The sequence below is a fragment of the Nonomuraea sp. NPDC049607 genome (assembly GCF_040675375.1).
Taxonomy (GTDB): Bacteria; Actinomycetota; Actinomycetes; order Streptosporangiales; family Streptosporangiaceae; genus Nonomuraea.
In genome coordinates this window covers 372,628-396,327 of sequence record NZ_JBFAOV010000003.1, presented here as the reverse complement: position 1 = coordinate 396,327, position 23,700 = coordinate 372,628, and the positions used below count along the sequence as shown (strand labels likewise).

Genomic DNA, 23,700 nt, shown 5'->3' with positions numbered 1-23,700 from the left:
CGCTCCGACGAACGCGAGTGGTCCGCGACGCTGTCGCCCGGGAGGCGCCGATGGCTCTGACGGGACGCGCCGGACTGCTCGCCGCGGCCGGGATCGTGGTGGTCCTGCTCGCGCCGCAGCCCGCCGCCGCGCTGGCCGGGGTCTGCCTGCTGCTGGCCGCCGCGATCATCGTGGACCTGGTGTTCGCGGGCGCCGTGCGGCCGCTGCGGCTCCACCGTTCGGGGGACACGCTCGTACGGCTGGGGCAGACGGCCACGGTCGAGCTGATCGTGGAGAACCCGGGCCGCCGGCGGGTGCGCGGGCGGATCAGGGACGCCTGGCCGCCCTCGGCCGGGGCCGAACCCCGGGTCGCCGCGCTCGACGTGCCGGCCGGTGAGCGGCGCAGGATCGTGGTCACGCTCAACCCGACCAGGCGCGGCGACCGGTCGTCGGTGGCGGTGACCGTGCGCTCGGTCGGGCCCCTCGGCCTGGCCGCCCGCCAGGGCAACCACCGCTCGCCGTGGTCGGTGCGCGTGTTGCCGCCGTTCCTGTCCCGCAAGCACCTGCCGTCCAGGCTGGCGCGGCTGCGCGAGCTCGACGGCCGGCATCCGGCGCTGGTGCGCGGGCAGGGCACCGAGTTCGACTCCCTGCGCGAGTACGTGGTGGGCGACGACGTGCGGTCCATCGACTGGCGGGCCACCGCGCGCCGCAACGACGTGGTCGTGCGCACCTGGCGGCCCGAGCGCGACCGGCGGGTGCTGATCGTGCTCGACACCGGCCGCACGTCGGCGGGCCGGGTGGGCGACGCGCCGGTCCCCCTGACCGGGGCCGCCGCGCAGGGCCCGGGGCTCCTGGTACGTCCCGACCCGCGGCCCGCCCCAGGCTGGCCGCGCCTCGACTGGTCGATGGACGCGGCGCTGCTGCTGGCCGCGCTCGCCGCCAGGGCCGGCGACCAGGTCGACTTCCTGGCCTACGACCGGGCGGTGCGCGCGTGGGTGAGCGGCGCGTCCCGTACCGAGTTGCTGTCGTCGCTGGTCAACGTGATGGCGCCGATCGAGGCCGAGCTGGTCGAGGCCGACGGGCAGGGCATGGTGGCCGCCGTGCTGTCCCGGGCCAAGCGGCGCTGCCTGGTCGTGCTGCTCACCGACCTCAACGCGGCGGCGCTCGACGAGGGCCTGATGCCGGTGCTGTCCCAGCTCTCCTCGCGGCACCTGGTGCTGGTCGCGGGCGTGTCCGACCCGCGGGTGGCGGCCATGGCGGCCAGGCGCGGCAGCACCGAGGAGGTCTACGACGCGGCGGCGGCCGAGCAGGCCCAGCTCGCCCGCAGGCGCATCACGGCCAGGCTGCGCCGGCACGGCGTCGAGGTCGTGGACGCGCCGCCCGAGGACATCGCGCCCGCGCTGGCGGACGCCTACCTGGCGTTGAAGGCCGCGGGCCGGCTCTAAGCGGTGGGGGCGACGTCGGGAGCGCGTTCGACGTCGCCGGTCTCGTTCTCGCGCAGGGCCCTGCGGCCGAAGACGATCACGTACGCCAGGAAGGCCGCCTCGGCGAGCACCCCGATGCCCACCCGCGCGGCCGTGGGCAGCCCCGACGGGGTCACGAACGCCTCGATCAGCCCCGACACGAACAGCACCACGACCAGGCCGAGCGCCACGCTCATCACCGCCCTGCCCTGCTCCGCCAGCGCCTCCAGACGTCTGCGCGGCCCGGGGTCGATCACCGTCCAGCCCAGGCGCAGGCCGACGGCGGCCGCCAGGAAGACGCCGGTCAGCTCCAGCAGGCCGTGCGGCGTGATCAGGCCGAAGAAGATGTCCAGCTTGTCCCTGGAGGCCATCAGCCCGGCCGAGACGCCGACGTTCGCGGCGTTGCTGTAGAGGATGAAGGGAATGGGGATGCCGAGCAGGATGGCGTAGATGACGACCTGGGCGGACACCCAGGCGTTGTTGACCCACACGTGGCCGGCGAAGGAGGCGGCGGGATTCTCGGAGTAGTAGTCGGCGAAGTCGTGGTCGACGAGCTGGGCGATCTCGTCGGGCGAGGCGATCGACGCCTGCACGTCGGGGTTGGCGGCCACCCACGCCCCCAGCACCCACGCGACCGCGATGCTGGCCAGCGCCGTGGCCAGCCACCACCGCCGCGCCCGGTAGGCGACCACGGGGAAGGAGACGGTGAAGAACCTGACCAGCTCCCGCCAGGCGGGCGTGTGCGCGCCGGTCACCGCCGACCTCGCCCTGGCGACCAGGGCCGACAGCCGTCCGATCAGCGCCGCGTCGCGGGAGGAGGAGCGCACGATGGACAGATGCGTCGACACCCGCTGATAGAGGTCGACCAGTTCGTCCACTTCCGCGCCGGTCAGCGAGGAGCGGTTCTTGACCAGGTGGTCGAGCCGGTCCCAGACGGGGCGGTGTGCTGTGACGAACGCGTCGATGTCCACCCGACCATTGTGGCCGCTCGTTCAGTGCGGCATTGCCGTTAGGCTCCACATATGTCAGAGGTTGTGACCGGGGACGCCGTCGTCGTCGAGGTACGGGTGGCCCAGATGCCCTCGCGCGCGGTGGCGGTCGTCATCGACATGGCGGTGCAGGTCATCGTGCTGATCGGCGCGTACATGCTCCTGGGCGCGTTCGCGATCGTCACGGACGAGGCCATGTTCGGCGCGGTCATGATCGTCCTGCTGGTGCTGGTGATGGTTGGCTATCCGGTGCTCTTCGAGACGCTCACCAGGGGGCGCAGCCTCGGCAAGCTGGCGCTCGGCCTGCGGGTGGTCGCGGACGACGGCAGCCCGGAGCGCTTCCGGCAGGCGCTGTTCCGCGGCCTGGCCGGGCTGGTGGAGTTCTGGATGCTCTCCGGGGCGCCCGCGCTGATCTCCTCGCTGGTCTCGCAGCAGGGCAAGCGGCTCGGCGACATCTTCGCCGGGACCATCGTGATCTCCGACCGGGCGCCGCGCGAGAGCGGGCAGGCCATCCTGATGCCGCCGCCACTGGCCGCCTGGGCCGCCACCCTGGAGCTCTCCCAGCTTCCCGAGGAGCTCGCGCAGGCCGCCCGCCAGTACCTGACGCGCTGGCACGACCTCACGCCACAGGTCCAGCACGAGATGGGGCTGCGCATCGCGAGGCAGACGGCGGCCTTCGTGTCGCCGGCCGCGCCCGCGGGGGTGCCGCCGCACGCGTACCTGAGCGCGGTCCTGGCCGAGCGCCGGCGGCGGGCGGAGGCCCGCTTCGCGCGCCAGGCCGCCGCCCTGGTCGCCGGGTCCGCGCCCAGGCCCACGCCGTACTCGCCGTATCCGACGTATCCGCAGCAGGGGCCGTACCAGCAGGCGCACCACCCGGTGCAGGCTCCTCACCGGCCTCAGCCGGGGCCCGCGCCGGAGCCGCCGAAGGCGACTCCGGGCGGGTTCGCGCCGCCGCAGTGAGCCGGCGGCGCGGGACTACTTGCCGCCGGGGACGCCGCGCCCGTGCTCGGGGTACGAGCCCTGCGTCTGAGCGTTCAGCTGGCCCATCTTGACGCTGTTGGCCTGGTTCGTCCGCGGGTCGTTGAGCTTGAGCACGTCCAGGCCCAGGTTGAAGTCCGAGCCGTAGATGTAGCCGTTGTAGTAGTACGCCGACCAGAAACCGCCGTCGAGCGGCGGGGCGGTCTCGTCCGGCCCGCGCTCGAAGTAGGCGATCTCCTGCGGGTTGGCGGAGTCGGTGAAGTCCACCACCGAGATGCCGCCCTGGTACCACGCCTGCACCATGACGTCGCGGCCCTTGACCGGGATCAGCGAGCCGTTGTGCGCGACGCAGTTCTCGGTGTCGGCCTGGTGACGGGCGATCTTGAAGTAGCCCTTGAACACGAGCTGCCCGCCGACGATGTCGTAGTAGGCGTTGGCGCCCTTGTTCGGGCCGATGGCCTCGTTGCAGGTGGCCCGGCTGCCGCCGCCCAGCTCGTCGGTGAAGACGACCTTCGTGCCCTCGTTGTTGAACGTGGCCGAGTGCCAGAAGGCGAAGTTCACGTCATCGCGCACCTTCGCGGTGACCTTGGGCTGCTCGGGGTTGGAGATGTCGAGCAGCACGCCCTCGCCCATGCAGGCGCCCGCGGCGATGCCCTTCTCGGGGTAGGCGGTGATGTCGTGGCAGCCGGTGGTGGCCGACTTCCCGTTCGGGTACGGCAGCGGCAGCCCGGGGTTGCCGCCGTCGGGGAACAGGTTCGGCGTCGCGATGACGGCCGCGGCGGTCGGGTTGTCCAGCGGCACCTTGATGATCGAGATCAGGTCGTGCGGCGGCTTGCAGTCGGGGTAATTGGCGCTGGGGCCGTAGGAGGAGACGTAGATGTAGACGTTCTTGCCGGCCGGGTCGGGCACCAGCGTGTTCGTGTGCGAGCCGCAGTTCGTCTCGACCGACTTGATGTACTTGGGGTTGGACTTGTCGCTGACGTCGAAGATGCGCATGCCCTCCCACGACTCCTTGACGGAGGCGCTCTGGGACGTGCTGCTGCACGAGTCGTTGTTGCGCGAGGAGTCGACGGAGCCGAACAGCAGGTTGCCGTAGACGGACATGTCCATCTGGCCGCCGGGGCACACGACCGAGCTCACGAGCGAGGTCTTCTTCGGGTGCTTGATGTCGTAGATGGAGAAGCCGTAGTAGTTGCCGACGAAGGCGTAGTCGCCCTGGAAGGCCATGTCCGTGTGGATGTCGGACAGCGCTTCCGGCTTGGGCACGTTCGCGACGTGCGTGATGTTCGAGCTCATGACGATCTCGCCTGGAGCCGGGATGTCCGCAGCCTGGGCGGGCAGGGTGGCGCCCGTTGCCGCGACGAGGGCGGCTACCAGGATGAGGGCCCTGCGGGGGGTGAACACTCCGTGGTCCTCCTATAAAGGGGGCATAAATCTCCGCCATCGTCGCTCACTCCCCGCGACCTGGCCAGCGTCCAATGTGTCAAATCTTGTTCCGTTTCGACCTCTTTCCTTCGGGCGATTCATGGCCTAGAGTCCGCATTCTCGTCCCAAGCCAGTCAGGAGGCCGAGTGCGCGGCGCGCTCATCGTCATCGCGGGCACGCTGATTGCCCTGTCCGGCTGCTCCTCGGGCGCCTCCTCCCAGCCGCGGGCCGACTCCACCGCGCCGGTGCTCGCCCCGGGCCGTCCGGGCGAGCAGGCCCGCACGCTGGCCCCCGGCGACGCGGCCACCGCCGTCCCCGGGCCCACGGCCAACGCCGCCGACATCACGTACGTCCAGGACATGATCGTCCATCACCAGCAGGCCCTCGACATGACGATCCTGGCTCCCACCAGGGCGGACTCGGTCAAGCTCAAGAGCCTTGCCGACCGGATCAAGGCGGCGCAGGGCCCGGAGATCCAGTTCATGTCCACCTGGCTCAAGCAGCAGGACCAGAAGGTGCCCGACCATCACGCGGCGCACGACGACATGCCCGGCATGGCCACGCCCGAGCAGATGGCGAAGCTGAAGGCGGCCACGGGCAAGGACTTCGACCGGCTGTTCCTGGAACTGATGATCAAACATCATCTGGGCGCGCTCGAAATGTCCGACCAGGTCCTGACCCGCGGCTCGCACATCAAGATCGAGGAGCTGGCCACGGACGTCAGCGTCACCCAGACGGCCGAGATCCGCCGCATGCAGGAGATGCAGGCGGCCCTCTAGGGGCTCTCAGCAGCCCGTCAGGAGCCGACCCGCCAGGAGTGGAGGTAGTCCTCCTGCTCGGGGGTCAGCGTGTCGATGCCGATGCCGGCGGCGGCCAGCTTGAGCTTGGCCACCTCGTGGTCGATCTCCTCCGGCACGTCGTACACGCCGGGCGTCAGGCCCGCCCGCTGCCCCGCCAGCCAGGCCACGGCCAGCGCCTGCGCGGAGAACGACATGTCCATGACGGCCGCCGGATGCCCCTCGGCGGCGGTCAGGTTGACCAGACGGCCCTCGGCCAGCAGCAGCAGTCGGCTGCCGTCGGGCATGACGTACTCGTCGGTGTTCGGGCGCACCCCCCGGTGCACCTCGTGCGCCATCTCGTCGAGGGCCCGTACGTCGATCTCCACGTCGAAGTGGCCGGCGTTGGCCAGGATCGCGCCGTCCTTCATGACCGACAGGTGCTCGGCCCTGATGACGTCCCGGTTGCCCGTCACGGTGACGAACAGGTCGCCGACCATCGCCGCCTGGGCCATGGGACGCACCTCGTAGCCCTGGAGGGTGGCGTCGAGGGCCTTGACCGCGTCGATCTCGGTGACGATGACCCGGGCGCCGAGCCCCTTGGCCCGCTCGGCCACGCCGCGCCCGCAGAACCCGAACCCGGCCACCACGACCGTACGGCCGGCGAGCATGGTGTTGGTGGCCCGCATGATCCCGTCGAGCGTGGACTGCCCGGTGCCGTACCGGTTGTCGAACATGCGCTTCGTACGGGTGTCGTTGACGGCCACGACCGGGAACCGCAACGCCTGCTCGGCCGCCATCTGCCGCAGCCGGATGATGCCGGTCGTGGTCTCCTCGCAGCCGCCGCTCACACCGTCCAGCAGGTCGGTGCGCTCGGTGTGCAGGATGTTCACCAGGTCGCAGCCGTCGTCCAGCACGAGGTCGGGCCCGAGGTCGAGGGCCCGGTGGATGTGCAGGTAGTAGGTGGCGCGATCGACCCCGGCACGGGCGTGCACGGCGATCCCGTACGCGCGCAGGGCCTCGGCCACGTCGTCCTGGGTGGACAGCGGATTGGAGGCGGCCAGCGCGATCTCGGCGCCGCCCGCCTTCAACGCGCCCATGAGCACGGCCGTCTCGGCCGTGACGTGGAGGCAGGCCGCGATCTTCAGCCCGTCGAGCGGCCGTTCGAGCGCGAACCGCTCGCCGATGGCGGTCAGCACCGGCATCGAGCGCGCCGCCCAGGAGATCTGCCGCTCGCCGCTTTCCCAGAGATCCATGCCCAGCCCCTCGCGAAAGAAGCGGCTCCGGGAGGGACCAGGCCCTCCCGGAGCCGCCCTGCGGATCAGTAGCGGTAGTGGTCGGACTTGTACGGGCCCTCGACGTGCACGCCGATGTAGGCCGCCTGCTCCTTGGTCAGCTCGGTGAGCTTGACGCCGAGCGCGTCGAGGTGAAGGCGGGCGACCTTCTCGTCGAGGTGCTTGGGCAGCGTGTAGACGCCGGTCGGGTATTCGGCCGTCTTGGTGAACAGCTCGATCTGCGCGATCACCTGGTTGGTGAAGGAGTTGGACATGACGAAGCTGGGGTGGCCGGTGGCGCAGCCCAGGTTCATCAGGCGGCCCTCGGCCAGCACGATGATCGAGTGACCGTCGGCGAAGACCCACTCGTCGACCTGCGGCTTGATGTTGTTCTTCACGATGCCGGGCTGCTTGGCCAGGCCGGCCATGTCGATCTCGTTGTCGAAGTGGCCGATGTTGGACACGATCGCCTGGTGCTTCATCTGCGCCATGTGCGCGGCGGTGATGATGTTGAAGTTGCCGGTGGTGGTCACGAAGATGTCGGCGATGCCGACGACCTCCTCCAGCGTGGTGACCTGGAAGCCGTCCATGGCCGCCTGGAGGGCGCAGATCGGGTCGATCTCGGTGACGATGACCCGGGCGCCCTGGCCGCGCAGCGCGTCGGCGCAGCCCTTGCCGACGTCGCCGTAGCCGCAGACCACGGCCACCTTGCCGCCGATGAGCACGTCGGTGGCGCGGTTGAGGCCGTCGATGACGGAGTGGCGGCAGCCGTACTTGTTGTCGAACTTCGACTTGGTGACCGAGTCGTTGACGTTGATCGCCGGGAAGAGGAGCTGGCCGTTCTTGTGCATCTCGTAGAGACGGTGCACGCCGGTGGTGGTCTCCTCCGTCACGCCCTTGATGCTCTCGGCGATGCGGGTCCAGCGCTTGTCCTCGCCGACCGTGCGGGTGAGCAGGTCGATGATGACGTGCCACTCCTCCGGGTCGTCGGCGCCGGCGGGGGGCACGGCCCCGGCCTTCTCGTACTCGGCGCCCTTGTGGACGAGGAGCGTGGCGTCGCCGCCGTCGTCGAGGATCATGTTGGGGGCGTCACCGTTCGGCCAGGTGAGGGCCTGCTCGGTGCACCACCAGTACTCCTCCAGCGTCTCGCCCTTCCAGGCGAACACGGGGACGCCCTTCGGGTCCTCCGGGGTGCCGCCGGGGCCTACGACGACCGCGGCGGCGGCGTGGTCCTGGGTGGAGAAGATGTTGCAGCTCACCCAGCGGACCTCGGCGCCGAGCGCGACCAGCGTCTCGATGAGCACGGCCGTCTGGATCGTCATGTGCAGGGAGCCCATGATCTTCGCGCCGCGGAGGGGCTGGGAGGCCGCGTATTCCTTGCGCATCGCCATGAGGCCGGGCATCTCGTGCTCGGCGAGCCGGATTTCCTTGCGGCCGAAGTCGGCAAGTGAAAGGTCGGCGACCTTGAAGTCCATCGGGATTCCCCTCGCGTCACGATTGGTGTCGCGGACGAGTTTAGGCGGCGCTCGGGCGGCCTCGCATCTCCGAGACGGCGAAACTGACGTAAGAATGTAAGGATGCGCATCACGGAAGCAGCCAAGCGGCTCGGCATGTCCCCACGAATGCTCCGATACCGGGAGGCTCTGGGCCTGCTGCCGCCCGTCCGGGAGCGCGGTGCGCACCGCAGATTCGGTCCTGACGAACTCGCCGCCGTGGCCCAGGGGGTGGAGCTGGAGAAGCGGTTCGACGTCTCGCCCGCCGAGCTGGCCTTCGCGTTGCGCGTGCTGAGCGAGCCCCAGGTGGCCGCGGCCGTGCGCGAGCTGGGCGTGCGCATCGGCCGCATCCAGGTACCGCGCAGGGCCCTGGACTTCGAGAAGGAGAAGGCCCTGAGGCTGCTGCGGCCCCGGGGCTGAGCGTCAGCCGGCCGTCGTACGCAGCCGGTCGAGGTCGGGCTCCAGGTAGATCACCCGCGCGATCGGCACGGCGTCGCGGATGCGTCGCTCGGCCTCGTCGATGCCGCGGGCCACCTCGCCGGCCGTGTCGTCGTGCGCGACCGCGATCTTGGCCGCCACCAGCAGCTCCTCGGGGCCGAGGTGCAGCGTGCGCATGTGGATGATCCTGGTCACCTCGGGGGCGCCCTCCAGCGCGACCCGGATCTGCTCCTCGACCTCGGGCGACGCGCCCTCGCCGAGCAGCAGCGACTTGGTCTCGACGGCCAGCACGATCGCGATGACGGCCAGCAGCACGCCGATCATGAGGGTGCCGATGCCGTCCCAGACGCCGTCGCCGGTGACGACGGCCATCGTCACGCCGAACAGCGCGAAGACCAGGCCGAGCAGCGCGCCCAGGTCCTCCAGCAGGATGACGGGCAGCTCGGGCGACTTGGAACGGCGGATGAAGGCGAACCACGACTGCTTGCCGCGCAGCGGGTTGGACTCCTTGACCGCCGTACGGAACGAGAAGCCCTCGGCGATGATCGCGAAGATCAGCACCGCGAACGCCCAGATCGGCGCATCGACCTCGGCCGGCGAGGAGATCTTGTGCCAGCCCTCGTAGATCGAGAAGACCGCGCCGATGGTGAACAGCACGACGGCGACCACGAACGCGTAGAAGTACCGCTCGCGCCCGTAGCCGAAGGGATGGGCCTTGTCGCTGGCCCGCTGGGCCCGTTTGCCGCCGATCAGGAGCAGGAGCTGGTTGCCCGAGTCGGCGACGGAGTGGATGCCCTCGGCCAGCATCGAGGACGACCCGGTGAAGAACGCCGCCACGAACTTCGCCACCGCGATCGCCAGGTTGGCGCTCAGCGCCGCAATGATTGCCTTGGTGCCACCACTCGCGCTCACCGGTCGTCTCCGCTCATAAGATCACCTGCATGGACCTGACATGGGATCCTATTGCGAAACCCTTGCCCGAAGCTCAGTGATCGTGGCCACAGGCGTCGGATCGAGCGCGTAGCCGAGGGCCAGGTAGGTGGCGGCGTAGTCCGCCAGGCCGACGAGCGCGGCCAGCCGTTCGAGCGGATGCAGCCCCTCCGCGGCCAGCTCGCTGACCGGCACGTCCCGGTCGCGCGCGAGCCGCAGCGACGCCTCGCGCTGCCGCGTCACCTGAGGATGCTCCTCGACGTCGCGCAGCATGACGAGCCTGAGCGTCGGCCCGGCCGTGTCGGCGAAGATGTCCCGCTCGGCCAGCGGCCCCTCCAGGGCGGCCACCTGGTTGTGGCCCGCCTCGGGCAGCTCGCCGAAGACGGCGGGGTACTTGCCGGTCTCGTTGAGCTGGCAGGCCAGCCGGTACGCCGCGGCACGGGCCACGGGCGAGGAACCCCAGATCATCGGGATGCTCTCGGCCAGATCCATGGCGAGGGACTTGCCCGGGTTGACGAAGGACTCGCTGGAGGGACGGCAGCGGTTGGCGATGTCCTCAAGGGTCGCGGCCACCCGCTCGAACACCTCGGGCCCTGCCGTGACCAGCCCGAGCGCGGACGCGGCCACGATCACCGGGATCGTCAGCAGCCACAGGGCGGCCCTGGGCGGACCGTCGGGCCGCACCGGGACGTGGATCGCCGACGCCTGCACGGCCACGGCCTCCAGCGGCGAGCCCGGCGGGCACACGGCCAGCAGCCCGCACCCCCGCCGGACGGCCTGGACGGCGAGGGAGACCGTCTCCTCCTCGTCGCCGGTGGCGGAGACGGCGATGACCAGGTCGGTCGCGCCGATCCAGCCCGGGAGCTGGTAGGACCGCAGCGTCATGATCGGCAGCGGCACGCCGTTGCCGCACACCGCCGCGAGGATGTCGCCGGTCAGGCCCGCCGTGCCCATGCCCGCGACCACGACGGCCCGCGGGCGGCCCTGGCCGACCAGCCGGTCGACGCCGGCCTCGACCGCGGCACGGCGACCCGTGCGCACCTGGGCGGCCGAGGCCGCGACCGCGAGCAGCATGCCGCCCGGATCGGCCTCGGTGAGGTGATGCTGGTCATCGAGCCGCCCGGGCTCCCAGGTCACGGCTTCCTTGCCTCATCGACCAGCAGGACGGGGATGTCGTCGCGCACGGGGTAGATCAGACCGCAGTCCGTGCAGACCAGTTCCTCGGTCTCGGCCTCGGCGCGCAGCGGCGCCTTGCAGGCCGGGCAGGCCAGGATCTCCAGCAGCCAGTCGTCGATCTTCACAGTGACACCCTTCCCACGATGGCGAGGACCTCGTCCTTGATCGCCTTCATCTTGCTCTCGTCGGCCGCCTCGGCGTTCAGCCTGAGGAGCGGCTCGGTGTTGGACGCGCGCAGGTTGAACCACCAGTCGGGGCCGGTGATCGTCAGGCCGTCGAGCTCGTCGACCTCGCCGCGGCCCGCGAAGGCCGCGCGCACGAGCGCCAGCGCCTCGCCCTGGTCGGCGACCGCGCTGTTGAGCTCGCCGGAGGCGTGGTAGCGGGAGTAGGCCGCCACCACCTGCGACAGCGGGCGGTCCTGCTCGCCCAGCGCGGCCAGCACGTGCATCGCGGCGAGCAGGCCCGAGTCGGCGAACCAGAAGTCGCGGAAGTAGTAGTGGGCCGAGTGCTCGCCGCCGAAGATCGCGCCGGTGCGGGCCATCTCCGCCTTGATGAAGGAGTGGCCGACGCGCGTGCGCACGGGCTCGCCGCCGTGCTCGCGGACGATCTCGGGCACGCCGAGCGAGGTGATCACGTTGTGGATGATCGTGCCGCCGGGGTCTTTGGCCAGCTCGCGGGTGGCCACCAGGGCCGTGACGGCCGACGGCGAGACGGACGCGCCGCGCTCGTCGATCACCCAGCAGCGGTCGGCGTCGCCGTCGAAGGCGAGGCCCAGGTCGGCGCCGCTCTCGACGACGGCCCGCTGCAGGTCGAGGAGGTTCTGCGGCTCCAGCGGGTTGGCCTCGTGGTTGGGGAAGTCGCCGTCGAGCTCGAAGTAGAGCGGGACCAGCTCCAGCGGCAGGCCCTCGAACACGGCCGGGACCGTGTGGCCGGCCATGCCGTTGCCCGCGTCGACGACGACCTTGAGCGGCCGGATCGCCGACAGGTCGACGAGGGAGCGCAGGTGGTGGGCGTAGCCGGACAGCAGGTCCTTCTCGATCAGCGACCCGGTCGGGGCGGCGGTGGCGGCGCCCACCAGCTCGGCCGCGCGGTCGCGGATCTCGCTCAGCCCGGTCTCGCCGCCGATCGGCACCGCGCCGCCGCGGCACATCTTCATGCCGTTGTACTGGGCCGGGTTGTGGCTGGCGGTGAACATCACGCCGGGCAGGCCCAGGCTGCCGCTGGCGTAGTAGAGCAGGTCGGTGGAGCCCAGCCCGGCGAACACGACGTCGGCCCCGCGCGAGCGGGCGCCCCTGACGAACGCCTCGGCCAGCGGCACGGACGACTCGCGCATGTCATGGGCGACGACGACGGACACGGCCCCGGTCACCTCGACGAACGCCGCCCCCACGGCCTCGGCGATCGGCTCGTCGAGCTCGCCGGGAACCACCCCGCGAACGTCGTACGCCTTGAAGATCTTGGCGAGGTCGCCCACTCTTCAGCTCCGCCCTAGGTCGTTTGTCGTGTGAAACGAGCCTACCGGTCGCGGTGCTGCTGGGCCGACCGAAGAACGCGCAGGTGGCCCCTGCGCCCGACCTCGACCCCTTGGCCGACCGGCTCGCCGCTGCCGGACGGTGTGGGCCTGGCGGCCTCCCTGACCGCGTTGGCCAGCGCCTCCAGGTCGTCCGAGCTGGGGGAGTTGCCGTCGGTGGGGAGCCGGACGACCTCCCAGCCGCGGGGAGCGGTCAGCCGCTCGGCGTGTTCGGCGCACAGGTCGTAACAGTGTGGCTCGGCGTACGTCGCCAGAGGGCCGAGAACTGCGGTCGAGTCGGCGTATACGTACGTGAGCGTGAAGACGGCAGGCTGGCTGCAAGCGGTGCGGGAACAGCGGCGGACGGGGCTCACGGAGGGACCGTATCTGCTAAGAGTGCGAGGCGCCACTATCTGAGCGCTCTTAACGAGCGTGTCGCCACAATTCGGACACCTGTCGCAGGCTTTCCACCCACATGCACCGATGCGCGCGCCTGAGGGACAACCTTGCCCCGTCGCCGTTGACGCCACACCGGTCGCCTTGTACTTTCTCCATCGGTTAATTAACCACCAAGGAAAGTGATGAGCCGGGACGATCAGCTGAACGCCGTCTTCGCGGCCCTCGCCGACCCGACGCGGCGGGCGATGCTCGCCCGGCTGACCGAGGGCGAGGCGACCGTCGGCGAGCTGGCCGAACCGTTCGACCTCACGCTGCCGGCCGTCTCGAAGCACGTGAAGGTGCTGGCCCGCGCGGGGCTCGTGGAGCAGGGCCGGCAGGCGCAGTGGCGCCCGTGCCGGCTGCGTCCCGAGCCGCTGCGCGACGTGCTGACGTGGATGGAGCAGTACCGCGAGTTCCTCGACCCCCGCTCCGGACCGCGATGACGCGGGGCGGGGGTTCCGGGGGTTCGCGGGCGGGTGCCCTTACACTTGGTCGGTGACTCCAAAGCGCGGTCCCAGACGGCGCGATCGCCACGGTCGTGGCCTGCGCGGCCCCCTCGCCCCCTCCCACGTCCCCATGGCCCGTTCCCGCAGCGAGCGCTTCGACGACCTCGTGCTCGACGCCGTCGACCGGCTCCGGCCGCGATGGGACAAACAGCTGTCGGCCGTGGAGTTCGCGGTCGAGGAGGTGCCGCCGCTCAACGAGCTGGGCGACGGCCCGAGCATGGGCACCGAGCCCATCCCGTTCGGCCGCGCCGACGCGGCCAGCGGCCAGTCGCCCGCCTCCGTGGTGATCTACCGCCGCCCGCTGGAGGCCCGTGCCCGCGACCGCGACACCCTGGGCGCGATGGTGCACGACACGGTGGTCGAGCAGGTCGCCACGCTGCTCGGCCTCGCCCCTGAGACCGTCGACCCGGGCTACGACGACCGCCGCTGACCCGTCCGGCCCGGGTGACCCGGGTCAGGGCAGCACGGCGAGGGGGCTGTCGGTCAGCGCGGGCAGCATCGTCCACATGCGCGCGGGCGCGAGCGGCTGGGCCGTGACGAGCAGCCCGTCCTTCTGCCGCTCCTCGATGACCCGGCCGCCGTAGACCTGGCCCGACACGGGCGTGACGACCACGGCGAACTCGCCCTTGCCGCGCAGCCGCACCTCCTTGGTCCGCCCGGCGGGCACCGCCACGTCGTACGGCCTGCCCGGCTCGCCCTTCACCGGCACCTCCTGCACCCGGACCTCGCCGGGACCGCCGAGCGCGGTGAACAGCAGCCGCGTGCCGGGCCCGTTGCCCGCGACCGCGCTGCCCAGGTCGAGCGGGGGCGTGCCCGCCGTGAACGCCACGTCCTGCCGCACGCCGGTGCCGGCGACGACGAGCCCGGCCACGATCGGCTCCGGCGCGGTGAGCACGAGCGCGGCCGACTCGCCGCCGATCCCGGTGGTCACGTCCATCGCGACCACGCTGCCCGCCGGCACGTCGATGGTCTCGCGGCCCTTCATCGCGTACTCGGCGTCCTGGCTGACCGCCTTGACCTGCACCGACACGTCGTTCTCGCCGGGGGCGGCGACCAGCAGCTCGCGCCTGCCGCCGCCGCCGGGGATGCCGGGCACCACCACGCGGGTGGCCGGGGGCGCGGCGAGCGGCAGCCAGTCCACGCCGCCGGCCTGCATCGACGCCCTGGCCGCCACCGCCAGTCGGCCGAAGACGGTGGTGACGCCGACGGCCATGACGTCCGCCGAGGGCGCGAGCGTCCTGAGGTCGATCTCCTTGTGCTCGCCCGGCGCGAGCTCCAGGCCGCGGCCCTTGTCGCCGGAGACCAGGCCCTCGGCCGCGTACACCTCGACGTCGGCCTGGGCCGGGGCCTTGTCGGCGTTGGTGAGGTGCAGGACCACGTCGGCCACCGCGGGACCGGGGCCGACCAGCCAGGCGGCCTGCGCCGGCTCGGTGCAGCGCACCCCGGACAGCCCGCGGGCCGCGCCTGAGGTCACCCGGGTGGTGTATCCGGCTTCGAGCGCTCCCGGGCCGTTCGTCACGTACGGCTCGGCGTTCTTCATGACCTCGCGGGACAGGCGTCCGGGCAGGTAGACGTTCATCTGCGCGCCCTTGGCACCGGGGCAGACGGCGGTCACCGACTCGACGGCCACCTTCCTCGGCCCCTCCGCCTTGGCCGGGGCGGGGGCCGGACGGGTGACGAACGCGACGCCGTACAGGGCCGACAGCGCCACCACGACCAGCACCAGCAGGCCGAACCTGTTCTCCACGAACGCCTTCATCGCACCCCCGCCGGCGCGGGCACGGGCGCTTCGACGCCCTCGACCGCGCCGCTCTCCCGGCGTCCGGGCGTGGCCAGGGCCAGCACGATCAGGGCCAGCGCCCCCTGGGCCCACAACCAGGGCGTGTGCAGGACGTCGGCCGGCTCGGCGGCCACGCGGGTGACCGGCTCGGCCAGCCGCCACAGGCCGCCCGCCTCCGACAGGCTCATGCGTTCCAACGACGGCTGCGAGTCGAGCGACCTGGCGAGCTCCGGCGGCACCGGCGCGGCCACGGCCACCATGGCGATCCCGTGCTCGGCCAGCGTCGCCGCGTCGGTCCCGCCGCGCCCGCCGACCAGGCCCTGCGCCGCGACCGCGACCTTCGTACGGCCTTCGGACGCGACCGGCAGCTCGGCCTCGCCGATCAACGGGGTACGGCCGTGCAGCACGGTGAAGGCGTGCCCCTTGATCAGCAGCGTGCGCTCGCCGTGCCGGGTGCTCCAGGTGGCCAGCGCGGGCAGCGTATCGGGCGCGTCGCCGGTCAGCGGGCCGCGCACCCCGTACGCCATCCAGTAGCCGGCGGCCAGGATCGGCGTGCTCACGGCGGCGGCCACCACCAGGGTCGCGCCCAGTCTGCGCAGCCCGCCGCCGGCCCGCAGCTCGGCCAGCCGGTGCGCGGTCAGGCCCACGAGCACCAGCAGCCCGGTCCCCGCGAACGCCAGCGGCACGCCGGGCCAGGCCCGCGCCCCTTCGACGCCGATCCGGCTGACCAGGATGGCCGCCAGCACGCCGTACAGCGTGACGCCCCAGCCGATCGCGACGATCATCCGCTGGCGGCGCATGAGCAGCGCGGCCAGCGCGGTCACCACCAGCCCGGCCGTCACCCAGAACGGCGGCAGCCCCGGCCCTCCCGGGCTGAGCGCGAGCAGCGACTCCGGCGCGAGCCCCGCCTCCACCAGGGCGGGATCGTGCAGGCCCGCCTCCAGCAGGATGCGGCCCGGGTCCGCGACCAGCCCGGCCAGCCAGGGGAACAGCAGCACGACGGGCACCGCGAGCGCGACCGCCATGGAGGTCACCACGCCGCGCCGCACCCCGCCGTACGCGACGGCGGCCAGCACGCCGAGCACCGCGAAGAGCGGGTACACCAGCGGGACGAACGCGGTCCCCACGGCCAGCAGCAGCCCGAGCGCCCAGGCCGCGCGCCTGGCGCGGCGCCGCTCGCCGGACAGCAGCGTGGTGCCGAGCGCGGCGTACACCGGGACCAGCACGAACACCACCGCCGTGCCGAGCCGCCCGGCCGCGATCGCGCCGGTGGCGACGGGCAGCAGCGCGTACGTCCCCGCCGCCCAGGCCCGCGCGGGCACCGCCGGGATGATGTGCCTGGTCGCCAGGTACGCCGACGCCCCGGCCAGCGGCACCGAGCCGAGCAGCAGCACGGACACGGCCAGCCACGTCTTGCCCAGCGCCAGCGTCGAGGCCACCGCCAGCAGCGCCACGTACGGCGGCGCCCAGTCGGTGGAGCCGAGCCCGATGTCGTGGAAGCCCTCGGTGTAGAACCGCCACAGGTCCCCCGCGCCGCCGGTCACCGGGACCAGCGCGCCGCCGCCCAGCCGGTCGCCGCCGAGCAGCGACCGTTCGGCGACCAGCGAGATCACGGCGAGGGCGAGCATGAGGACGACGCCCGGACGCCGGAGGAAGCCCTTGACCGCGCCGGTGTCCGCCGGTGTGCTCGCCTCGTCGTCCTCGGTGGCGGAGTGGTGGTGGTGGCGGCCGGTGGAGTCCACGGGGGTCTCGCCGGCGAGGAAGCTCTGCACCATGTCGGTCAGCCGCCGGTAGGCGCCTCCCGGCGGCGTCAGCAACCGCTTTATACGGATAAATCCCTTTTTACGGCCGTCGCGGCGAGCCCTGCGCGCCTTCAGCAGCCGGAACGGGTGCACCAGGATCGACCCCAGCGCCACCATCTCGTCCAGCGCGTTCGCCGGCTGCTTGCCCAGCAGGAACAGCAGCGTGCGCAGGGCCGACCCGGCCAGGTTCCGGACGAGTGCCCACAACATCACGCGGAACGGCAGGTTCGCCATGATGACGAACATCGCGTTCCGCCGGTCGAGCCTGCGCGGATGGTCGCCGCTGACCGTGATCCGCCGTCGCCTGCGCGCCGCCGCCTCGGCGTGCCAGGCCACCGCCGAGGTCACCGCCAGCACCCTGTGGCCGGCGTTGCGTACCTGCCAGCACAGGTCGAGGTCGTCGCGGAAGAGCGGGAACAGCGGGTCGAGGCCGCCGAGCCGCTCCCAGACGTCGCGGCGGACCAGCATGCCCGCCGTGGAGACCGAGAGCACCTCCCGGGTGCCGTCGTGCTGCCCCTGGTCGAACTCGCGCGGCTCCAGCCCGGTGTCCCTGCGCCCGGTGAGGCCGACGGTCACGCCCAGTTCGAGCAGGCGTCTGCGGTCGAGCCAGTCGCGCAGCTTCGGGCCGAGCACCGCCGCCTTGGGGTCCTGCTCGGCCGCCGTGAGCAGGGCCTCCAGCGCCCGCCGGTCGGGGGCGCAGTCGTCGTGCAGCAGCCAAAGCCACTCGTTCTGGCCGCACGGCGGCAGCTTGTCCAGCACCTCCGCCACCGCGTCCCCGAACGAGGCCGAGCGCGGCAGCGCGAGCACGTTGGACGGGCCGAGCGTCTGCGCGAGCAGGTCGCCCGAGCCGTCCCTGCTGCCGTTGTCGACGCCCGCGACGCGCTCCGGCCTGCGGCTCTGACCGGCCAGCGCACGCAACGTCTCCCCCAGCCAGCGCCCGCCATCATGGGCGACGACGATCACGGTGACGAGGGGACGTGTCATGGTCGGGCGACTCCAGCGTTGATCAGGCGCGCCCACCCTACAGGTGTGACCACACGCGAAAAAGGGTCACGCGGGCTACCGCGTGACCCTTTCGCTCATATCCCCTAAACGGCCTGGCGCTTGATCCGTCTGCGCTCCCGCTCCGACAACCCACCCCAGATGCCGAATCGCTCATCGTGTTCGAGTGCGTATTCCAAGCACTCGGCACGGACCTCACACGATCGACAGACCTTCTTGGCTTCTCGGGTGGAGCCGCCTTTTTCCGGGAAGAACGCCTCCGGATCGGTCTGCGCGCACAACGCACGCTCCTGCCATCCGAGTTCTTCAGCGTCAAGCTGATCCTGTGCGATGACCGGATCGGTCACTGCACACCTCCCTGCCGCCCGCCCGCAATGGAGCCCCCCATGGACGCCTTCCTCCTACCCACCCAAGGGAAGGCGTAACAACATGGTTGTAATTACACGCGCGTGCCGTACGTGACGTCAAGCGGCATGACGGTATCCGGGGAAAGACCGACTCTCGCCCCGGTGTGCTCGGCATGTGGTGTTCGCACCAGGCCGAGACCCCCTGCACAGCAAGGCTTCGACCCGGTTCGTTCAACGCTGTCAGCGGTCGGAACCGTAGCAGGGCGGGGTAGACGCCCGCCCTTTGGGCCACCTTCTCTCTAGCCGTCGTTTGCCGGTCCGTTACCTGCGTGGCTCGTTGGGCGTGTATATGGCCGTTGGGTCGATTGGGTCGTCACCCGGGCGGTTCTGGGCGCCGAGGGCGTCCCCGAACTGCGAGGGGTCGAGCCGCATCGTCGACTCGCCCTGCGCCTCGGTCCACCCGGCCGGGGCCTGGTGGGTGGGGCGGTAGGTCTGGGGCTCGTACTGGCCCTGCTGCTGGGGCTCGTACGCGTTCTGCTGCTGCGGGTACGGCTGACCCTGCTGCGGGTGGCCGAACGGGTCGTCGTACGGCCTGGCCGGCTGGCCGCCGTAGTCGGGGACCCTCAGGTCGGGCTGGGTGCCGGAGGCGGCCGTCGAGCTCTGGTAGGTCTCGGCCTGCTGGTAGGCGTCCAGGAGCTGCTGGGAGCGCGGGTCGACGGGCGGGTCCGGCTCCTGGTAGGCGGGGGTGGCGTACTCGTGGCCCGAGTAGCCGGTGAACGGCTGGCCGCCCTGCTGGTCGAAGGCGCTCTGGCGGTCGAGGTACGGCTGCTGCTGCTCCGCCTGCGGGTACGGGACGCTCGGGCTGGTCTCGCCGCTCGGGTACGCCTGGTCGCCGAAGGTGCTCTGGGAGCCGTCCCTCGGGGCGTACGGGTTGTCGGGGGTGGGGTAGCCGGCCTGGCCGTACGCGCTGGGCTGGCTGTCGGCCGGGACGTAGGGCGCGGGGGTGTACTCGCCGGCGGGCGGCTGGTAGCCGGAGTCGGGGAGCGTCTCGGACGGGGTGTAGGCCGGTGGGGCGTACCCCTGGTCCTGGCCGAAGCTCTGCGGCGGGAAGCCCTGGTCTTGCTGCGCGCCCGGCTGCGTACCCGGCTGTGCGAACGGCTGTCCGGCCGGGCCCTGGGGGTGCCCGAAGGGCTGGTCGGCCTGGCCGTACGGGCGCTCGGGCGCCGGGGGGAACGGGGAGTCGGGCTGGCGTCCGGGCTGGTCGGTGGACGCGGCGGGGAGCGCGGCCCTGGCCGGCTGGTAGGGCTGCTGCTGGTACGGCTCGGGCTGCCTGCCCTGCGACGGCCCCTGCGACGGCTGGCCGAACGGCGTCTGGCCGGGCTGCCCGTAGGCGGGCTGCTGGCCTTGAGGCTGGGCCTGGCCGTAGGCGGGCTGTCCCTGAACCTCGCCCTGGCCAAAGGCGGACTGCTGGCCTTGAGGCTCGGCTTGGCCGTAGGCGGGCTGCTGGCCCTGGGGCTCGGCCTGGCCGTAGGCGGGCTGGGCGCCGGGGGGCTGGGGGGCGTAGGGGGACTGGGCGTCGGCCGCCTGCGGGACGGGGGTCTCGGGCTGGTGACCGTAGCCGGGGGCGGTGGCGTCGTGCTGGCCGAAGCCGGGCGCGGGCTGGCCGTAGCCCGAGGGGTCGGACTGGCCGAAGGCGGGCGCGGCGGGGGCGGGCCGGCCGTAGCCGGGGGTGGAGGGCTCGGGCTGGCCGTAGCCGGAGGGCTCCGACTGGCCGCCGTAGCTCGGGGGCTGGTGGCCGTAGCCTCCGCCGGGCTGCCCGCCGGGGTTCGTCGCCTGGGCGCCGTAGCCGGGCTGCTGACCGAAAGCCGACTGCTGGTCCTGCTGACCGAAAGCCGACTGCTGGTCCTGCTGACCGAAGGGGGCCTGCTGGTCCTGCTGACCGAAGGCCGACTGCTGGTCCCGCTGGCCGTAAGGGGCCTGCTGGTCCTGCTGGGCGTAGGGCGCCTGCTGGTCCTGATGGTTGTTGGCCGACTGCTGGCCGAAGGCGACGGTCGACTGCTGGCCGGACGGCGGCTGGGGGGCGTACCCGTTGGAGGCGGGCTGGGGCTCGTAGCCGGAGGAGGGGGGCTGGGGGGCGTAGCCCTGGGTCTGCTGGCCCGAGGGGGGTTGGGGGGCGTAGCCCGGAGCTGCGGGGATCTGGCCCGACGGCGGCTGGGGGGCGTAGCCGGAGGAGGCGGGCTGGGGGGCGGGAGCGGCGGACTGGGCGTCCTGGCCCGGGGGGAGCTGCGCGAGCGCGGGCTGCTGGCCGTAGGGGGTCGGCGCGGCGTGCGGCTGTGCGTACGCGGGCTGGGACGGCTGGTCGGAGCCGTGGCCGGGCTGGTCGGACTGGCCGTAAGCGGGCTGGTCCGGCTGGCCGTAGGTGGGCTGGTCCGGCTGGCCGAACTGCTGGGGGCGGCCGTACTGGGGCTGGTCGGACTGGCCGAACTGCTGCGGCTGGCCGTAGTGGGTGGTCGGGCGGCCGTACCCGTCGAGGGTGGGGATGGCGGAACGGTCGGACATGACCTCGGGGAGCAGGTAGGCCAGGCCGACGACGGTCAGCGCGAGCGTGGGCACGCCCGTGAGGACGTACTCGACCACCCCGCGGAAGCCGCCTCCGGCGAACAGCCCGACAATCAGCGCCAGCGCGCCGAACACGGCGGCGAGCCCGAGGCCGGCGGCCGAGCCGTAGGCGATGGTCCTGGCCTTGGGCGAGCGCTCGCCCGCCCTGGTCACCAGCAGCACGGCACCCACGAACAGCCCGGTCACGACCGGGCTGGTCAGGCCCGGCAGGTTCGCGGCGGCACGGCCGGCGAACCCGCCGTCGAGCGAGCCGCCCGCGCCGATCAGGATGTGGCCGATCGTCAGGACGACGTCCAGCAGCCCGGTGACGAGCATGATCCAGGCTGCCGGCTCCCGTAGTCGGGCGGCATTGAGTTTGCTCATGAGTAACCCCCATCGGACCCTTTGGCCCGAAGGGAGTTTGCCACATTGCCGACTTTCGCGGCGGGCGTCCCAAGAACCTCTTCCATCCCATTTACCCCCATACCTGGAACTTCTCTGCCATGAAGTAGGACAGAACCACTCCCCCCACGGGGATGTCAGAGGCCGGTGGAAGACTGGGACACATGCACATCGTGTCCCTCGCCGGCGGTATCGGCGGCGCCCGTTTCCTGCGCGGCCTGCGCGCCACCGCACCCGACGCCTCGATCACCGTCATCGGCAACACGGGTGACGACATCACCCTGTTCGGCCTGCGCGTCTGCCCCGACCTCGACACCGTCATGTACACCCTGGGCGGCGGCATCGACGAGGAGCAGGGCTGGGGCAGGGCCAAGGAGTCCCACGTCGTCAAGGAGGAGCTGGCCGCCTACGGGGTCGAGCCGCAGTGGTTCGGGCTCGGCGACCGCGACTTCGCCACCCACATCGTCCGCTCGCAGATGCTGGAGGCGGGCTACCCGCTCTCGCAGATCACCGAGGCCCTGTGCGCGCGCTGGCAGCCGGGCGTGCGGCTGCTGCCGATGACCGACGACCGCTGTGAGACACATGTGGTGATCTCCGACGAGCGCGGCAAACGGGCCGTGCACTTCCAGGAGTGGTGGGTGCGCCTGCGCGCCTCGGTCCCGGCCGAGTCGTTCGCGCTGGTGGGCGTCGAGACGGCCAAGCCCGCGCCGGGCGTGCTGAAGGCGATCGAGCAGGCCGACGTGGTCATCCTGCCGCCGTCCAACCCGGTGGTGAGCATCGGCACGATCCTCCAGGTCCCGGGCATCCGCGAGGCGGTCGCGGCCAAGACCGTGGTCGGCGTCTCCCCCATCATCGGCGGCGCGCCCGTGCGCGGCATGGCCGACGCGTGCCTGACGGCCATCGGGGTGGAGACCTCGGCCCAGGCCGTGCTCGACCTCTACGGCTCCGGCCTGGTCGACGGCTGGCTGGTGGCCGAGGAGGACTCCGGGGTGGCGCTCGACGGCGTGCGCGTGGTGTCCCGTCCGATCCTCATGCACGACGCCGAGGCGACCGCCGACATCGCCCGTACGGCGCTCGACCTGGCCCTGGAGCTGGTCCGATGAGCACGCGACGGATCGAGGTCATCGCCGTCACCGGCATCGGCGAGGTCCGGCCGGGCGACGAGGTGGCGGCCCTGCTCAAGGAGGCCGACCTGCGCGACGGCGACATCGTGGTGGTCACCTCGAAGATCGTGAGCAAGGCGGAGGGGCGCGTCCGCCGGGCGCCCGACCGGGCCGGCGCGATCGAGGAGGAGACCGAGCGGGTGGTCGCCAGGGTCGGCGACACGGTGATCGCCCAGACCCGCCACGGTTTCGTGATGGCCGCGGCCGGGGTCGACGCCTCCAACACCGAGCCCGGCACCGTCCTGCTGCTGCCCGAGGACCCCGACGCCTCCGCGGCGCGGATCAGGGCCGGGCTCGACGCGCGGGTGGGGGTGATCCTGTCCGACACGTTCGGGCGTCCGTGGCGCAACGGGCAGACCGACGTGGCGATCGGCGTCTCCGGGGTGCGTCCGCTCGACGACTTCCGGGGCACCTCCGACTCCTACGGCAACGCGCTCAGCGCCACCGTCACCGCGCTGGCCGACGAGATCGCGAGCGCGGCCGAGCTGGTCAAGGGCAAGCTCGACGGCGTTCCCGTGGCGATCGTGCGCGGCCTCGGCCATCTGGTGACCGACGACGACGGGCCGGGGGTCAGGCCGCTCGTCCGTCCGGCCGACGAGGACCTGTTCCGCTTCGGCTCCCGCGACGTCGTGTTCGCCCGCCGTACGATCAGGGGGTTCTCCGACCGGCCGGTCGACGGCGGGGCGGTGCGCAGGGCGGTGGCCGCGGGCATCGCGGCGCCGGCGCCGCACCACACGACCCCCTGGCGGTTCGTGCTGGTCGAGTCGGCGCGCACGCGCACCGAGCTGCTCGACGCCATGCGCGAGGCGTGGATCGAGGACCTGCGCGGCGACGGTTTCACCGAGGAGTCGATCGCCAAGCGGGTCAGGCGCGGCGACGTCCTGCGCGACGCCCCCTACCTGGTGGTGCCGTGCCTGGTGATGGAGGGCTCCCACACCTACCGCGACGACCGGCGCAACGCCGCCGAGCGGGAGATGTTCGTCGTGGCGACGGGCGCCGGCGTGGAGAACTTCCTCATCCAGCTCGCGGTCGAGGGGCTGGGCTCGGCGTGGGTGTCCTCCACGATGTTCTGCCGTCCTGTGGTGAGGCGGGTGCTCGACCTGCCGGAGTCGTGGGACCCGATGGGCTGCGTGGCGATCGGGCACGCCGCGGCGCCGCCGCGCGAGCGCGCCCCCCGTGACCCGCGCGATTACATCGTGACGCGCTGAGCCTCTGACGAGAGTCCGGAATT

The 23,700-nt window shown here is 72.1% G+C and carries 21 protein-coding genes; 8 read left to right on the top strand and 13 right to left on the bottom strand.

What is annotated here, in order from left to right; genetic code table 11:
• Positions 1-50 precede the first annotated feature (50 nt).
• Positions 51-1,424, top strand: coding sequence for a DUF58 domain-containing protein (locus tag AB0J97_RS09165; RefSeq protein WP_364086415.1), 1,374 nt, complete (start codon positions 51-53; stop codon positions 1,422-1,424).
• On the opposite strand, the gene AB0J97_RS09160 is transcribed toward AB0J97_RS09165, so the two are convergent.
• A complete protein-coding gene (locus tag AB0J97_RS09160) occupies positions 1,421-2,413 on the bottom strand; it encodes a stage II sporulation protein M (protein ID WP_364086412.1) in 993 nt (330 codons plus the stop codon). The two genes, AB0J97_RS09165 and AB0J97_RS09160, sit on opposite strands and share 4 nt — an antisense overlap.
• A gap of 51 nt (positions 2,414-2,464) precedes the next feature.
• Here AB0J97_RS09160 and AB0J97_RS09155 point away from each other — a divergent pair, with 51 nt between their 5' ends.
• Entirely contained in the window at positions 2,465-3,391 is a 927-nt protein-coding gene (locus AB0J97_RS09155) for an RDD family protein (protein WP_364086410.1), read from the top strand.
• Between the two features lie 15 nt (positions 3,392-3,406).
• Here the strand turns inward: AB0J97_RS09155 and AB0J97_RS09150 are convergent, their stop codons facing one another.
• Positions 3,407-4,813 (bottom strand): hypothetical protein, encoded by a 1,407-nt coding sequence (locus AB0J97_RS09150; protein ID WP_364086408.1) that lies wholly within the window; start codon positions 4,811-4,813, stop codon positions 3,407-3,409.
• A gap of 167 nt (positions 4,814-4,980) precedes the next feature.
• Here AB0J97_RS09150 and AB0J97_RS09145 point away from each other — a divergent pair, with 167 nt between their 5' ends.
• Positions 4,981-5,613 (top strand): DUF305 domain-containing protein, encoded by a 633-nt coding sequence (locus AB0J97_RS09145; protein WP_364086406.1) that lies wholly within the window; start codon positions 4,981-4,983, stop codon positions 5,611-5,613.
• 17 nt (positions 5,614-5,630) lie between these two features.
• Here AB0J97_RS09145 and AB0J97_RS09140 read toward each other — a convergent pair whose 3' ends face one another.
• Entirely contained in the window at positions 5,631-6,866 is a 1,236-nt protein-coding gene (locus AB0J97_RS09140) for an adenosylhomocysteinase (RefSeq protein WP_357702714.1), read from the bottom strand.
• A 65-nt stretch (positions 6,867-6,931) separates the two neighbouring features.
• Positions 6,932-8,359, bottom strand: coding sequence for an adenosylhomocysteinase (gene ahcY / locus AB0J97_RS09135; protein WP_364086403.1), 1,428 nt, complete (start codon positions 8,357-8,359; stop codon positions 6,932-6,934).
• 102 nt (positions 8,360-8,461) lie between these two features.
• On the opposite strand from ahcY, the gene AB0J97_RS09130 reads away from it, so the two are divergent.
• Entirely contained in the window at positions 8,462-8,797 is a 336-nt protein-coding gene (locus tag AB0J97_RS09130; RefSeq protein WP_357702710.1) for a MerR family DNA-binding transcriptional regulator, read from the top strand.
• 3 nt (positions 8,798-8,800) lie between these two features.
• Here AB0J97_RS09130 and AB0J97_RS09125 read toward each other — a convergent pair whose 3' ends face one another.
• From AB0J97_RS09125 to AB0J97_RS09105, 5 genes are read right to left on the bottom strand one after another with little or no spacing between them, the layout of a single operon-like run.
• The gene (locus tag AB0J97_RS09125; RefSeq protein ID WP_357702708.1) at positions 8,801-9,727 is read right to left on the bottom strand and encodes a cation diffusion facilitator family transporter; all 927 of its coding nucleotides are present in this window, start codon (positions 9,725-9,727) and stop codon (positions 8,801-8,803) included.
• Positions 9,728-9,775: 48 nt separating this feature from the next.
• Positions 9,776-10,882 (bottom strand): SIS domain-containing protein, encoded by a 1,107-nt coding sequence (locus AB0J97_RS09120; protein ID WP_364086400.1) that lies wholly within the window; start codon positions 10,880-10,882, stop codon positions 9,776-9,778.
• A complete protein-coding gene (locus AB0J97_RS09115; RefSeq protein WP_352323388.1) occupies positions 10,879-11,046 on the bottom strand; it encodes a Trm112 family protein in 168 nt (55 codons plus the stop codon). Before AB0J97_RS09115 ends, AB0J97_RS09120 begins: the two co-directional genes overlap by 4 nt.
• Complete coding sequence (locus AB0J97_RS09110; RefSeq protein ID WP_364086398.1) at positions 11,043-12,395, bottom strand: phosphomannomutase/phosphoglucomutase; 1,353 nt, start codon at positions 12,393-12,395, stop codon at positions 11,043-11,045. Before AB0J97_RS09110 ends, AB0J97_RS09115 begins: the two co-directional genes overlap by 4 nt.
• Positions 12,396-12,436: 41 nt before the next feature.
• Positions 12,437-12,805, bottom strand: a complete 369-nt coding sequence (locus tag AB0J97_RS09105; RefSeq protein WP_352323386.1) for a DUF3499 domain-containing protein — start codon at positions 12,803-12,805, stop codon at positions 12,437-12,439.
• A 207-nt stretch (positions 12,806-13,012) separates the two neighbouring features.
• Between AB0J97_RS09105 and AB0J97_RS09100 the strand changes: the two genes are divergently transcribed.
• Together AB0J97_RS09100 and AB0J97_RS09095 are read left to right on the top strand one after the other, a co-directional pair.
• The gene (locus tag AB0J97_RS09100; RefSeq protein ID WP_357702702.1) at positions 13,013-13,312 is read left to right on the top strand and encodes a metalloregulator ArsR/SmtB family transcription factor; all 300 of its coding nucleotides are present in this window, start codon (positions 13,013-13,015) and stop codon (positions 13,310-13,312) included.
• A 133-nt stretch (positions 13,313-13,445) separates the two neighbouring features.
• Positions 13,446-13,805, top strand: coding sequence for a metallopeptidase family protein (locus AB0J97_RS09095; RefSeq protein WP_357702700.1), 360 nt, complete (start codon positions 13,446-13,448; stop codon positions 13,803-13,805).
• A 24-nt stretch (positions 13,806-13,829) separates the two neighbouring features.
• Here AB0J97_RS09095 and AB0J97_RS09090 read toward each other — a convergent pair whose 3' ends face one another.
• The 4 genes from AB0J97_RS09090 to AB0J97_RS09075 all read right to left on the bottom strand — a co-directional run bounded on the left by AB0J97_RS09090 (position 13,830) and on the right by AB0J97_RS09075 (position 21,288).
• Complete coding sequence (locus AB0J97_RS09090) at positions 13,830-15,134, bottom strand: DUF5719 family protein (RefSeq protein WP_364086394.1); 1,305 nt, start codon at positions 15,132-15,134, stop codon at positions 13,830-13,832.
• A complete protein-coding gene (locus AB0J97_RS09085; protein ID WP_364086391.1) occupies positions 15,131-17,941 on the bottom strand; it encodes a glycosyltransferase family 2 protein in 2,811 nt (936 codons plus the stop codon). Before AB0J97_RS09085 ends, AB0J97_RS09090 begins: the two co-directional genes overlap by 4 nt.
• A gap of 104 nt (positions 17,942-18,045) precedes the next feature.
• Entirely contained in the window at positions 18,046-18,306 is a 261-nt protein-coding gene (locus tag AB0J97_RS09080; protein ID WP_020546325.1) for a WhiB family transcriptional regulator, read from the bottom strand.
• Between the two features lie 321 nt (positions 18,307-18,627).
• Positions 18,628-21,288, bottom strand: a complete 2,661-nt coding sequence (locus AB0J97_RS09075) for a hypothetical protein (RefSeq protein WP_364086388.1) — start codon at positions 21,286-21,288, stop codon at positions 18,628-18,630.
• Between the two features lie 182 nt (positions 21,289-21,470).
• On the opposite strand from AB0J97_RS09075, the gene cofD reads away from it, so the two are divergent.
• Together cofD and AB0J97_RS09065 are read left to right on the top strand one after the other, a co-directional pair.
• Complete coding sequence (gene cofD, locus AB0J97_RS09070; protein ID WP_364086386.1) at positions 21,471-22,409, top strand: 2-phospho-L-lactate transferase; 939 nt, start codon at positions 21,471-21,473, stop codon at positions 22,407-22,409.
• Positions 22,406-23,677, top strand: a complete 1,272-nt coding sequence (locus AB0J97_RS09065; RefSeq protein ID WP_357702690.1) for a coenzyme F420-0:L-glutamate ligase — start codon at positions 22,406-22,408, stop codon at positions 23,675-23,677. The genes cofD and AB0J97_RS09065 overlap by 4 nt, the downstream gene beginning before the upstream one ends.
• Positions 23,678-23,700 lie beyond the last annotated feature (23 nt).